A 13,299-nucleotide genomic window follows, 5' to 3' on the forward strand; every position below is an offset into this window, starting at 1 on the left:
AGAATCGCCTTCAACTCCTCTAATATTATTTTTTTGGTCCCGGTCATGGAAAAATCGTTTACCCAAAGATAGGTAATTCTAAAAACAGAATCAACAGCAGACCTATTTCTGCGGAGATAAGGGAGTGGAACGTAGATCCAGATTTATCGGGGGTGGCAGAAAAGCTGGAAGTCCGGAGACCGGAGCCCGAAGTTGTGCGGCTGCCATATATAGCCTTAACTCCTCCGTGTAACCCAGTGAAGCAAAAAAGCCGGAAGTGCGAAGTTGCATAATAATCTATTGCTAGATGAGGAATTGGCGCAGGCCGTTCCAAAAAGATATGCCTTTTTGTTTCTCCAAACCGAATTGTTGCCCTTGTGGCAGCGGTTCGGTTTTTTAGGTAGCTATTGATGGTTTTGGAATAAATAAAAGAGAGCACCATTAAAATTGGCGCTCTCCCTAGAGTGTTATGCCGCTTGCTGCGGATGTTTACGATATCTTATTGCATCCAATATGTCTAATAATGCATCTTTCGTTACGGTGCTACCTTTGGAAAAGTGGTAAGGCTGCTCTTCAATGTGCAGTTTTTTTAGTATTTCCTTAGTGACCTGATGCTTTAATAGGTTTTTAGGTGCATTGGGCTCTAGTGAATAATATACATCTCTGAGTCCTTTCCTAGTTACAGTACCTCCTTTAGATAGATATAAATTATTAGGTTGTATGTGTAACTCGCTGGTAATCTCTTTAAATACTTTTTGTTTGTCCATGATAAATAATTATTTGTATTATTATTCTAATTTCAAAATTCCATTAACCGATGATGTTCGCTGGCAGATATAACGACTATTACTAGTGTCGACATGGTTCTGTTACTATTTTTTTGTCAAAAACACCCTTGGGAGCCAACCCCGTAGTCTTTAAACCCTAAGCCAAGGTTTAAATTGATGTTGTTTTTTGGCCTTCACCTCCTTTTTTTTTTCTGGAGTGGCGGTGCAAGATGTATGCCAAATGTTTTATTGTCAGTATTGTAAGGGAACGGAAGAGCGTTTCTTCGCTTAATTTTATTTGTATTGACATGAATACGCCTATATGGATGTTAAGCCATTCTGACCTGTTGTGTTGGCAGTTATTCTGTAAATTTGACAGTTGAAGTTTTGGTTGGTAATGCTGCGATGGCAGAAAAAACATTTGAATTGAAGTTCACTTTAATCTTGACTCTAAAGTGAGAGTTGGCTCCGTTGTAAGTAGGGAGTACCCTTTGAAATAGGTGGATGAACTTTTGCGCTAGGTTTTTGGCTTTTTGGTGTAGGTGACAGTAAATAATAGGAGGCAGAGTGGGGCAATGGCAGATTCATTCTCCCTTTTACCTCCGTCGTTCCACCTGTTTGGCTAGTCGGCTTAACTTTTTAGTAAGTTGACCTACCTTCCTACCTAGGATGTCCTCACTTTAAGCGAGGATATTCTCACTTTTAGTTAGGATGCTTTAGCATCTTACCTCAAACGGGCTCACTTTAAGTGAGGATTTTCTTACCTTTTACCTAGAACGTTCTCCATCTCTGCTTGGCATACGAGCCTCGAAATTAGCCCTGCGACCCTAAATGAGATAACTGTTTCCCATAGAAGTAGGTGGAGGAACCGTTGAGGTAGGCGTATGGGCTCTTTGGGGTAGGTGATATGAAGTTGAGGAGAGAATGACGGGCTTAATTTTTTTGTTGATTGAAGATAGTATAAGACTTTTGGAATGGTTAATCTCAGTTTAAATAGGAAGGTCATGTGTGATTATCTATTATCTTAATGATTTATTCATTGCCTCTAATATACTTTCCCTAGTTCGCTTTATTCCAATCTTTTTATCATTATCTGTTAGTTCTTTAAAAAATTTCTGGGTGTAAGATTCATCAGGGTATTCGCCAAATCGTTTTTTAAAAGCTTCCCTATAGAATCTTTTCCAAAATGAAAAATCTAATTCAACAATTAGGCAAACAATATTCTTGATAATTTGATGAACTTGCTCTGTCCCTAAAAATCCAACTTTAAATAAGGATTCATTGTAATTCAAAAGTTGCTCTTGATTTATCATATTGGTAATCCCAAAAAACTTTTGTGGTACACTTCTTAAATGTTCTTTCTTCTCATATAACAAAATTACATAGTCATTAATTATGAAACTGAATGGTTTTTTATATTTTAATTTAAATAGCACTGGCATTTCTGTTGGGTGTTCTGTTTTTTCTAATTTGATAATAATCAATGGTAAACTAACAATTTTAGATCTTAATTTTTCCATATTTTCTGTAGTTTTTTTTAAATCTAATTCTAATGTATCATTTAGTAATTTTCTTAATTTGTTTTCCAGATTTACGGTTAATTTAAAATCAACTGATTTCGATACTGAGATTCTCCAAACGAGTGAATAAAAAAATAAACGAATAATTAAATTGTCTTTTAATTCTTTGCAATTATTAAATTTATTAGCCTCGTTTTTAATTTTTTCTTTATTTAGATTGTTGTGTACTTTGTTTAAGAATGCATCTTCAATTGTTTTAAGCCTTTTCTCACAAGTTTTGCAAAAGATATTGTCTTCAACAAACATATTTTTTTGCGTATCTTTTTCACTTTCATGTAATTCTCTACCAATATTTTGCTCTATTTTTTCAGGAGGTACACTTCTACCAAAATATGGAAAGTTGAAAGGCTCATTGTCAATCTTGTAAATTATTTCATAATCTCTTCCTCTTCTTTCATTGTCAAATGCAGAAGCAATCAACCAAGCGGTTAACAAATGAGAGCCAGTCTCATTAGCTCCTGTTATGTTGCAAAGTTTACAACTTGGTAATGAATCTGGCATATCAAAAAAAGTATTGTATCTAATTCGTTTATATGTTTGAATTGTAGCTGTTACCCTAAATCAAAATTAATCTTTTTTTCAACTTTTCTAATTTTATTGTTGCACTACCTAAGCATATAAACACTTATAGCAGCAAAAATGCTGCTATAAGTTGTATTCATTAGACTTGTATTCTTCGTCTATCCGAATAATATCTGTGAAATTACAGTTACCTCCTAAAGACCCAGCAACAGCTTATCCGGTCGCCGTCCGCCCAGCAGCATCTGTTCGGGGTTTTCCAGCATCTGCTTAACGTTTACCAGAAATTCCACCGAGTCCTTGCCGTCGATAACGCGGTGGTCGTAGCTGAGGGCAATGTACATCATGGGCCTGATCTCCACCTTACCATTCACCGCCATGGGGCGTTCAACAATGTTGTGCATACCCAAAATGCCCGACTGTGGTGGGTTAATAATGGGGGTACTCATCATGGAGCCGTATATGCCTCCGTTGGTTATGGTGAAGGTTCCGCCCGTCATCTCCTCCAGAGTAATTTTTCCCGAACGGGCGCGGTCGGCCAGCTCGGCTATCCGATGTTCAATGTCGGCAATAGATAGGGTTTCGGCATTGCGAACCACCGGAACCATAAGCCCTTTAGGGGTTTGAACGGCAATGGCAATGTCGTAGTATCGAGGGGTAACAATCTCCTCACCGTCAATCATGGAGTTTACGGAAGGGTGCTGCTTAAGCGCCTCCACCACCGCCTTGGTGAAGAACGACATAAAGCCCAGCTTCACGCCAAACTTCTCCAGAAACTCCTTACCGTAGGTTTTACGCAGCTCCATCACCTGGCTCATGTCCACCTCGTTGAAGGTGGTGAGCATGGCTGTTTCATTCTTTACGGTCACCAGCCGTTGTGCCAGCTTGCGGCGGAGGGAGCTCATTCGGTTCCTATCCTCCTCGCGGGTGGCTTCCAGTGGTTGGGAAATAATGGTGTTTACTGTCTGGCTCAAACCCGATTTGGCCAGATCTACCTCGTGCTTGCCAATGCGCTTTAAACCGTTAATAATGTCTTTTACAGAAAGGCCTTCCTCCTCCATCACCTTGCGGGCAACCGGTGAGATTTTAACCTTGGATTCGGTGCTAGTTACCGGCTCCGAGGCAACTTTTGGCTCTACTTTTTTCTCGGGTGTTGCCGCTGGCTCTGCCTTTGGGGCAGGTGCAGCAGGCTTCACTGCGGGTGTGGTTCCGGCTGCCTCAGTGTCGATGGTGCAGGCAACGCTTCCCACCTTAATTGGCGTATTGGGCTTTGCTAAAATTTTGAGTTTTCCACCTTCTGCAGCAAGAAGGGGTAGGGTAGCCTTATCGCTCTCCACCTCCGCAATCTCCTGATCTTTCTCTACTGCCGCACCGTCCTCAACGAGCCAGCTGGCAATCTCCACCTCGGTGATGCTTTCGCCTGGACTGGGAATTTTTATCTCTACAACCATTATTTTGGATGATTAGAAGTTTTTACTTTGAAAGTTACAGGTGACGAGTTACAAAGTTACCCGTAACTTGTTACCTGTTACTCGTCATTCTTTCTCAAATATAACGTCTCTTTCTACCTTAACGTTCTTTCGGGCACTGCCAACCTTGCACTGCAAGCCGCAATACTTGTTCTTGAGTTCGCAATCGCATTTTCGGAAAACCTTTCCAATGATCTCCTCCTGCTCCAGAAAATGCAGCTTGCTCAGCCCTACAGCCGGACTACCGCTGGCTTGTCGGGTCACCGGTTTTATTTCTAGCCTAGGCAGTTGGCTATTTACAAAGTTCCAAGCACCCATGTTTTCCGGCTCCTCCTGAACCCACAAATACTGTATGGCGTTGGGGTAGCTGGCGAGCGCATTTAGCACCTGCTCCTTTGGGAATGGGTATAGCTGTTCAATCCTTATAATTGCAATGTCACGAGCTTCGTGCTGTTCCTTACGGGCAAGCAGATCGTAGTATATTTTGCCGGAGCAGAGGACCACGCGAAGCACGGATTCTGGGTCGGTGTTGGGGTCGTTAATTACCTCCTGAAATGCTCCAGTGCTAAGGTCGTGCATGGTAGACACGCACTTGGGATGTCGGAGCAGGCTCTTGGGCGTTAGCACCACCAGTGGTAGCGTAAACTCACGCTTCACCTGTCGGCGGAGAAGGTGGAACATATTGGCAGGAGTGGTTGGATTCACCACCTGCATGTTGTTGTGAGCACAGAGGGTTAAGAATCGCTCGAGTCTTGCGCTGGAGTGCTCCGGTCCTTGTCCTTCGTAGCCGTGGGGCAATAGTAAGGTAAGCCCGTTGAGGAGCCCCCACTTATCTTCTGCCGAGCTAATATACTGGTCGATAATTGGCTGTGCCACGTTATAGAAATCGCCAAACTGTGCCTCCCAGATGGTAAGACCGTTGGGAGAGCCTAGTGCATAGCCATACTCAAATCCCATTACTCCATATTCGGAGAGGTGTGAGTTGTATACGTGCACTGGCGCTTGGTTGTCGGCGATATGCTGTAGGGGAAAGTATTTCTCATCGGAGTCCTCCACGTTGAAGGCGGCATGGCGGTGGGAAAACGTTCCTCGCTCGGAGTCCTGACCGCTGAGACGAACGGGGTGTCCTTCGGCTGCGATGCTGGCATAGGCCAGCAGCTCTCCAATGGCCCAGTCGAGCTTGTTATTTTCCACCATCTGCTTGCGGTCGTCCAGCAACTTGGCCAATTTTTTAAAGAATGGCTTGCCATCGGGCAGCGTGTTTATTTTGCTGAAAAGTGCATGAAGGGTTTTTAACGGAACACCGGTGGTGGGAGAGGTGTTGAAGTCGGTGGCAACGGAGTGCCGGAATCCTTTCCAATCTTCCTCCAGAAAATGCTTAATTGTAACCTTCTTGAATGTTTTTGCCAACTCCAACTTGGCGTCCAAATCGTCATCATACTCCTTTTGAATCAGCTTCGCTTCATCGGCATTTATAATGCCCTCCTTCATTAGAAAGTTAGCGTAGATATCGCGAGGGTTGAGATGCTTGGCAATGGCGTCGTAGAGCGTAGGCTGGGTAAAACGAGGTTCGTCACCCTCGTTGTGGCCATACTTCCGGTAGCAGAGAATGTCGATAAATACATCGGTGTGGAATGTTTGTCTGTATTCAACCGCTAGTTTTATTGTATGGATAAGCGCTTCGGGATCGTCGCCGTTAACGTGAAAAACTGGCGACTGGGTTACCTTGGCTACATCGGTGCAGTAGGTGCTGCTGCGTGCATCGAGGTAGTTGGTGGTAAAGCCCACCTGATTGTTGATTACCAGATGGATGGTGCCACCAGTTGTGTAGCCTTTTAAATGGCTCATTTGAATGGTTTCGTACACCACACCTTGACCTGCCATAGCTGCATCACCATGAATAATGATGGGGGCAACCTTGTTAAAGTCTTTGCCGTAGCGGTGGTCGATTCGGGCACGGGCAATTCCTTCTGCCACCGGACCAACCATCTCCAAGTGCGACGGGTTGGGCAGCATGCTCAGGAAAACTTCTTTTCCCTTATCGGTGGTGATTTTGTTGTCGTAGCCGAGGTGGTATTTCACATCGCCGAGGGCAATGTTCTCGTCGTATCGCTCCCCCATAAATTCAGCAAATAGCTTTTCTGCCGGTTTTCGGAGTATATTGTTAAGAATGTTTAGTCTACCCCTGTGTGGCATGCCGATAATGAACTCCTGTATACCCAGCTCTGCACCATGTTCGATAACGGCATCGAGCGCTGGAACCAGCGCTTCGGCACCTTCGAGTGAAAATCGTTTCTGTCCCACAAATTTTTTGTGGATAAATTGCTCGAATCCAACGGCATGAACTAGGTGCCAGTACACATGCTTGCGCTCTTCCGGAGAATACTTGGTTAGGTTTTGGGTAGACTCCATTTTATACCGCAGCCACTCCACAACATCAGGTTTGCGGATGTAGGTATACTCCACACCAACCGATGCACAGTAGGTCTGCTCTAGATGGCTAACAATTTGACGTAGTGAGGCAGAACCAATGCCGATGGTTTTGCCTGCCTGAAAAACGGTATCGAGGTCTTCGCTAGATAAGCCAAAGTTGTCGATATCGAGGGTAGGAGAGTAGGTCCTTCTTTTTCTTACCGGGTTGGTTTGGGTGAAAAGATGTCCCCTCTTGCGGTAGCTATCGATGAGGTTGAGCACCTTGAACTCCTTGTCGAATTCACCCGAAGGATGGTCGCCGTAGGTGGTGCGAGCTAGCTCAAACCCCTTAAAAAAGGAGCGCCAACTCTCGTCCACGCTTTCTGGGTTGGAACGGTAGCGCTGGTAAAGCTCATCAATGGCTTCAATTTCAGAATTGCCTACAAATGAAAATTTATCCATACTGTTTTACTTTGATCGTGGTAAAGACTTCTCAGCCATGTAGCCGAAAAGTTTTTTGTGTTTAATGGCGTCCGAAACGTATTTGGGAACCATAGTCTCCCATTCGGGATCGTTTTGGCGTATTTTTTCCAACACCACATGAGGGTGTATGTGAAGCCACTCCTTTTTTGCCTTAGTTATTTCAAGAATTTTTCGGTTGGCCTTTAAGTAGAGGTAAAGAGGTGCAATATCATCGGGAAGTTTGAGATCGCCGGAATGAACCAATTCGCCGGTTTTCTCATTTAATTCTGGGTAAACGTACACTTTCGTATTTGCTGGAAAGAGCCGTCCAAAGGCTTCCAGTATTCCTCCTTTCAGGTCGGTGTAGTATTGCTTATCGAAAACCTTGCGAAAGGTGGGTATGCCAATTACAATGCGTAGCTTCTTTATTTTGAAGCAAGAGAAGTATGTTACCAACTTATAGTATTCGCGATAGTTGGAAATCATCACGTTTTGGCCCATGCCGTTGAGCAGGTTCACGCGGTCGAGAAAGTCGCGCTCGTCAATTTCCCCTTCGTTCAGCAGGTTGTTCAGCGTTATCTCGCAGAGCGATAGCGTGCTATCGCGTGAGTATTCCGGGTCGGATTTGAAAATGGCGTAGCTGGTTTTGAGCATGTCGAATCCAACGTAGGTGATGGGGCGAAAGAAACCTCTGAAAGCCAGTACGTTTTTCTTGTAGAGCATGTCCGATGGTTGTCGCACCTCGCCGTGTCGGTCAAATATGGTAGCAGTGGTCATGCCATTCTTCACCAGCTGCACTCCCAGCAGCTTATTGTCCACCCAGGTGAGGTCAGGTCCGCTCATGCGTATCATGGTTACCTCAATACGGTCGTTGTCGAGGTTGTCCATGAGCGATTGCAGAAAGGTGTTTGGCCTGTCGATGCTTTTAAAGCAAGCCCAGATAAGGTTTACGCCAAGCGTTCCCAGCGTGTATTGCTGAAGCAGTGGGTCGTTCTCCTGCAGGTTGACGTGTATTACCACCTCGTTGGCCCTGCCGCGCTCGTTCATCTCGAACCGAACACCCAGCCAACCGTGCCCTTGGTTGGTTTTGGCGAAGTTGATGGTCTCCACCGTATTGGCAAAGGCGAAGAAGCGGGTGTCGGGGCCGTGCTTATCCCCCAGTACGTCGATGAGCTCCGTGTATTCGTGATTGAGCATGCGGTGCAGCCGTTCCTCAGAAACGTAACGGTCGGGCAGGCCCTCGTTGTAGAGGTGATCGGAGAAGGTCTTGTCGTAGGCGGATATGCTTTTAGCAATGGTGCCCGAGGCTCCACCCGCCTGAAAGAATGCTCGAGCCACCTCCTGACCACCACCAATTTCGGCTAGTGTGCCGTAAATGGCATTATCCAGATTTATGCTGAGCGCCTTGCTCTTGGTGCTTTGAATTTCTCGTTCCATCGCTTTTGCCAGCTTTGCCTAAAGGTAGCAAACTTTGGCCAATGCTAGCCACTTTTTGCTTATTTCCTAAGGTAAACAAGCTTGTGGTGCAAAGGTTTTGGAAAATTGAAGAAATTGGGAGAAAAGGGAAAAGAAGATACAAGAAGGTATAGGAAGTTAGAAGAAGTTAGAAGAAGTAAAAGAAGTAAAAGAATGTGACCGTATGTAGGGACGAAATATTTTTCTCCTAAAATCATTCCAAGAACATACATAACCCACGGCTTCAGCCATGGGGATAAGGTCTCCTCTTGCGTGATCGATGCATGCTCAACAGTTGTTCAACGAAATGGAGATGCCATGCACCGCAATGGTTGAAGGGTTCTTCGCAGTATAGCCTTTATTTATAACTCTTTCAAAACTTGCCAACCTATCATTTTGTGGCCAACACAACCTATTGAAAAGTGATAGGGAAGGTAAATGCAACAGCAACTGGTTTTCCGTTTCGCATGCCAGCCTTCCATCTTGGTGATTCTGAAATTACCCGCAAAACCTCAGCATCCATATCTGGATTTACACTTTTTACAATCGTTGGGTTAATTACTTTCCCATCTTCATCCACAATAAATCGAACAAATACTTTCCCTTGGTACCCTAAGTCTAAACAATAGATCGGGAATTGAAGGTTTTGCTGAATATATTTCCTAAATTCGTTGTAATCTCCATTATTGAATGTGGGCATATCCTCAACAAGGAAATAAACTGTCCGGTTGCCATCATCTGGCCTAGGTTGGTCAATCTCTTCGTTACTCTCGTTGCTATTGTATACTGGAGGTAGTAGCGAAAAGGTCGATTCGTAGTCGAGCGTTTTAACAACAGCATTATCCTTGTCGTAGTATATCCATTTCCCACAGGGCCTATTGTTACGATAATATCCAATGGCTTCCAACTTACCTTTCTTGTTGAAAAACTGAAATTGTCCCTCGCGAATCGGGCTACCCGTTTTGTATGAGCCTATGAAAAGTGTTTTTCCATCATCTCCTACCACCTTTGTCCTTGTTAAAGTTGAGGCGGAGTCGGTTTTGTTTATTTCCTGAGCAGCTACGTTTAGTGTGAATAGTGAGATTACAAATACGAAAGGCAGGGTTAGATAGGTTTTCATTTTTTTTTTTGTAGGTTATGGTTTGAATATCGAAGATACAAGATTCTTGATTTTGGTAATGTCTTGTTGACCTTCTAGGAGGCTATGCAAAAGGAAACAACTTTATAATTTGAAAATTACTGGAAATGTAAAACGCACTTTAACGGGTTGTCCTTTTGACTTGCCAGGTTTCCATTTAGGTGAGTCGAGAACGAGTCTCAAAACTTCTGTGTCAAAGTCGGGATTAACGCCTTTAATTATTGAGGGATCAACCACGCTGCCATCTTTATCAACTGTAAATGAAACTATTACCTCACCTTCAATTCCAAGAAGTTGGCAGTAAGTTGGATAATGAAGATTGGTTTGGAGATAGCTATTGTATGCCATTGGCCCACCATTGTTGAATGTTGGCATCTCTTCAACAACAACAAGCTCTGGTTTGGTTTTCAGGCTGTCATTTGAGGATACGGGTTGCTTAACCTCAGCTTGACTTTTATTCTGATTTATTACGGTGAATGCGGAGGCATAGTTTATCGTCTTAATGACTTTGCCTCGGTTATTATAAAAAATCCAATTTCCACAAGGATTATCGTTTTGGTAGTGACCAACAACTTCAACTTTTCCATCACTGTTGAAAAATTGGAATTCTCCTTCACGAATTTGGCTATCTTTTTTATAAGAGCCAATGAAGAGCGATTTTCCATCCTTCCCAACTACCTTCTTACTTATAGTTATAGCTGAGGAGTCGGTGTTGTTGTTTTGAGCAACTGCGTTAAAGGTGAATAGTGAGATTACAAATACGAAAGGCAGGGTTAGATAGGTTTTCATCTTTTTTGGTAGGTTATGGTTTCAATACCAAAGTTATTAAAATTCTTTATTCATTGTTGCCCGATTTTCTTTTATCTATCCTATTGCACTTGATCTTAAGCGTTAGCAGATACGAATGAACCCATTTGCAATCCTTAATTTGAGGTTGAACCTGAATGGGTAAATCCATCTTTGAAGTTATTGATATGGTCATTCTTCTCTCTCCGTAATCGTTTGCGCACTTTTTGGCAGCATTGCCATTTCCAAAGAAATGCTGGCTTGCCCATTTTGCTACCTTTGCCCTTATCGAACTTTTTTCAACCTAAAATATTTACCATGCAAAGAGGAGCAAAACTGATTTTTACCTGGCTGGGAGCGATGGCAATGCTTTGGTCGGGTTCACTCAGCGCCAATGGCCATAAGCCACTGGCCATCTCTTCACCCTCGGGTGATCTAACGGTAGAGTTTATGCTGCTTGCCAAGGGTGAGCCGGCCTACCGTGTTGTTTATAAGGGAAAGCCTGTTGTGGAAACCTCCACCTTGGGCTTCGATTTTAAGGGGGCTCCTTCGCTGAAGGCGGGCTTTAAAATTACAGGGCAGCAGACACGCGAGTTTAACGAAACTTGGACAATGCCCTGGGGCGAGCAGCGGGAGGTGGTAAACCATTACCGGGAGTTGCGGGTTAACCTACAGGAACGTAGTGGGTTAAAACGACAAATGAATCTCGTGTTCCGTGTTTTCGATGATGGTTTGGGATTTCGCTATGAGTTTCCAAAGCAGCCAAATCTGAAGGAGATGGTGATTACCGATGAGAATACCCAGTTTCAACTTACCAGCAACCCCATGTGCTGGTGGCAGCCCGGAGACTGGGATAGCTACGAGCATCTCTACAGCACAACCCGCTTTAAGGATATTGACGTTGCTAAACGGTTGAAGGATGGCAATCTGGCCATCTCATCCATCAAGGATAATGCGGTGAATACGCCCATTACAATGAAAACCGATGATGGCGTTTACCTCAGCTTTCATGAGGCCGCCCTCTACAACTATCCCGGCATCACGCTACAAATTTTTCCCGATAAGTTGATGATGATGAGCAAGCTCGTTGGCACCGACTTTGGATACCGTGCCAAGGTTGCAGCACCGTTCAATACTCCATGGCGCACCATACAGGTTACAGATAGAGCAGGGGAGCTCATTGAGTCGAAGCTGCTGGTAAACCTCAACGATCCAAATAAGCTGGGCGATGTATCGTATGTGAAACCCACCAAATATGTGGGGATATGGTGGGGAATGCACCTGGGCATTGTTACCTGGGACATGGCCAGCGGCAGGCATGGTGCCACCACCGAAAACGCCAAGAAGCTAATTGACTTTGCGGCCAAGAATAACATTGGCGCCATATTGGTTGAGGGTTGGAATGAGGGCTGGGAAAAGTGGGGTAAGGTTGCCGACCGTGAGAGCACCTTTAGCTACGTTACTCCATACCCCGACTACGATCTTAAGGAGGTTGTACGCTATGGAAAGGAGAAGGGCGTTAACCTGATTATGCATCACGAGACTGCCGGCACGCCACGGGCCTATGAACGGCAGTTGGACACGGCCTATGCCCTCATGAAATCGTTGGATATCCATACGGTAAAGACCGGTTACGTTGGGAAGATTCTTCCGAATGGTGAATACCATCACGGGCAGTGGATGGTAAACCACTACCAAAAGGTGCTGGAAACCGCTGCAAAGTATGGTATTGCTGTAGATGCACACGAACCCATTATGGCAACGGGAATTCGCAGAACTTACCCCAACTTTATTTCCCGTGAAGGGCTGCGCGGTCAGGAGTTCAACGCCTGGGCAACCGATGGCGGAAACCCGCCGGAGCACCTCACCATTATTCCGTTTACACGGATGCTTGCCGGGCCCATCGATTACACACCGGGCATTTTCGACTTAAAGCTAAAGCCCTATAGGCCACATAATCAGGTTAACACTACGCTTGCGCAGCAGCTGGCCCTTTACGTTGTGATTTATAGCCCCGTGCAGATGGCAGCCGACCTGCCTCAGAACTATGAGCAGAATCCGGCATTCCAGTTTATTCGTGATGTGCCGGTGGATTGGGAAACCTCCAAGGTGCTGAATGGGGAGATTGGCCAATACGTTACCATTGCTCGGAAGGAGAGGGGCGGCGAGCGCTGGTTTGTGGGTAGCGTAACCAATGGCGATGCGCGAACGCTAACCATAAAGCTGGACTTTCTTGACCCCGGGAAGCATTACGTTGCCACCGTTTACGGCGATGGTGACGATGCCGATTGGGACAAGAATCCAACTGCATTTAAGATAGAGAACTTTAGCGTCGACAGCAGCTCAACGCTTACCCTAAAGCTGGCTCCCGGCGGCGGTGCTGCCATAGCCATTGTTCCTAAGAAGTAGTTTTGTGTGAATTTACATAGAAAGAAGGGAGGCGATTGCCTCCCTTCTTGTTTAATAAACTTTTTACCTTTTAAGGTATACCCACCCGGTATATCTTCCCGATTCTGGAACATTGAGAATGTACCAGTATGTTCCTTCGGTGAGCTTGTTGCCATTGCTATCGGTGCCATTCCAACTCCCATCGTACTGTTCCGAGCTGAATACTAAAATTTCGTTGCTATTGTATACACGTAACGTAGAGTTTGGCTTCAGGCCTTTGATTTCAAAGTAGTCATTAATGCCATCACCATTGGGGGTAAACACGTTGGGTATAATAACATCTT

Annotated in this window: 9 protein-coding genes; 1 reads left to right on the plus strand and 8 read right to left on the minus strand. The window is 44.7% G+C overall.

Annotated elements, in window-relative coordinates; all coding sequences use genetic code 11:
- Window positions 1-446 precede the first annotated feature (446 nt).
- The 7 genes from VMW01_08200 to VMW01_08230 all read right to left on the minus strand — a co-directional run bounded on the left by VMW01_08200 (window position 447) and on the right by VMW01_08230 (window position 10,570).
- The gene (locus VMW01_08200) at window positions 447-746 is read right to left on the minus strand and encodes a hypothetical protein (GenBank protein ID HUW06229.1); all 300 of its coding nucleotides are present in this window, start codon (window positions 744-746) and stop codon (window positions 447-449) included.
- A 1,019-nt stretch (window positions 747-1,765) separates the two neighbouring features.
- Window positions 1,766-2,827 (minus strand): hypothetical protein, encoded by a 1,062-nt coding sequence (locus tag VMW01_08205; protein HUW06230.1) that lies wholly within the window; start codon window positions 2,825-2,827, stop codon window positions 1,766-1,768.
- A 215-nt stretch (window positions 2,828-3,042) separates the two neighbouring features.
- On the minus strand, window positions 3,043-4,296 hold the full coding sequence (odhB, locus tag VMW01_08210) for a 2-oxoglutarate dehydrogenase complex dihydrolipoyllysine-residue succinyltransferase (protein ID HUW06231.1): 1,254 nt from the start codon (window positions 4,294-4,296) through the stop codon (window positions 3,043-3,045).
- Between the two features lie 84 nt (window positions 4,297-4,380).
- Window positions 4,381-7,188: a 2-oxoglutarate dehydrogenase E1 component gene (locus VMW01_08215; GenBank protein ID HUW06232.1), complete on the minus strand. Its 2,808-nt coding sequence runs from the start codon at window positions 7,186-7,188 to the stop codon at window positions 4,381-4,383.
- Between the two features lie 6 nt (window positions 7,189-7,194).
- Window positions 7,195-8,625 (minus strand): hypothetical protein, encoded by a 1,431-nt coding sequence (locus VMW01_08220; GenBank protein HUW06233.1) that lies wholly within the window; start codon window positions 8,623-8,625, stop codon window positions 7,195-7,197.
- 430 nt (window positions 8,626-9,055) lie between these two features.
- The gene (locus VMW01_08225) at window positions 9,056-9,763 is read right to left on the minus strand and encodes a TonB family protein (GenBank protein ID HUW06234.1); all 708 of its coding nucleotides are present in this window, start codon (window positions 9,761-9,763) and stop codon (window positions 9,056-9,058) included.
- A gap of 102 nt (window positions 9,764-9,865) precedes the next feature.
- The gene (locus tag VMW01_08230) at window positions 9,866-10,570 is read right to left on the minus strand and encodes a TonB family protein (protein ID HUW06235.1); all 705 of its coding nucleotides are present in this window, start codon (window positions 10,568-10,570) and stop codon (window positions 9,866-9,868) included.
- Window positions 10,571-10,885: 315 nt separating this feature from the next.
- Between VMW01_08230 and VMW01_08235 the strand changes: the two genes are divergently transcribed.
- Window positions 10,886-12,976 carry a glycoside hydrolase family 97 protein gene (locus VMW01_08235; protein ID HUW06236.1) on the plus strand — a complete coding sequence of 697 codons (2,091 nt, stop codon included), beginning with the start codon at window positions 10,886-10,888 and terminating at the stop codon, window positions 12,974-12,976.
- A 63-nt stretch (window positions 12,977-13,039) separates the two neighbouring features.
- Here the strand turns inward: VMW01_08235 and VMW01_08240 are convergent.
- Window positions 13,040-13,299 (minus strand): gliding motility-associated C-terminal domain-containing protein (locus VMW01_08240; protein HUW06237.1); only part of this gene is annotated, 260 nt, incomplete at its 5' end.

It is taken from the genome of Williamwhitmania sp. (assembly GCA_035529935.1).
GTDB lineage: Bacteria > Bacteroidota > Bacteroidia > Bacteroidales > Williamwhitmaniaceae > Williamwhitmania.

Excerpts from the sequence above, each read along its gene's own strand:
- VMW01_08205 (HUW06230.1), bottom strand. The coding sequence starts at position 2,827 with ATGCCAGATTCATTACCAAGTTGTAAACTTTGCAACATAACAGGAGCT.
- VMW01_08220 (HUW06233.1), bottom strand. The coding sequence starts at position 8,625 with ATGGAACGAGAAATTCAAAGCACCAAGAGCAAGGCGCTCAGCATAAAT.
- VMW01_08200 (HUW06229.1), bottom strand. The coding sequence starts at position 746 with ATGGACAAACAAAAAGTATTTAAAGAGATTACCAGCGAGTTACACATA.
- VMW01_08225 (HUW06234.1), bottom strand. The coding sequence starts at position 9,763 with ATGAAAACCTATCTAACCCTGCCTTTCGTATTTGTAATCTCACTATTC.
- VMW01_08235 (HUW06236.1), top strand. The coding sequence starts at position 10,886 with ATGCAAAGAGGAGCAAAACTGATTTTTACCTGGCTGGGAGCGATGGCA.
- odhB (HUW06231.1), bottom strand. The coding sequence starts at position 4,296 with ATGGTTGTAGAGATAAAAATTCCCAGTCCAGGCGAAAGCATCACCGAG.
- VMW01_08215 (HUW06232.1), bottom strand. The coding sequence starts at position 7,188 with ATGGATAAATTTTCATTTGTAGGCAATTCTGAAATTGAAGCCATTGAT.
- VMW01_08230 (HUW06235.1), bottom strand. The coding sequence starts at position 10,570 with ATGAAAACCTATCTAACCCTGCCTTTCGTATTTGTAATCTCACTATTC.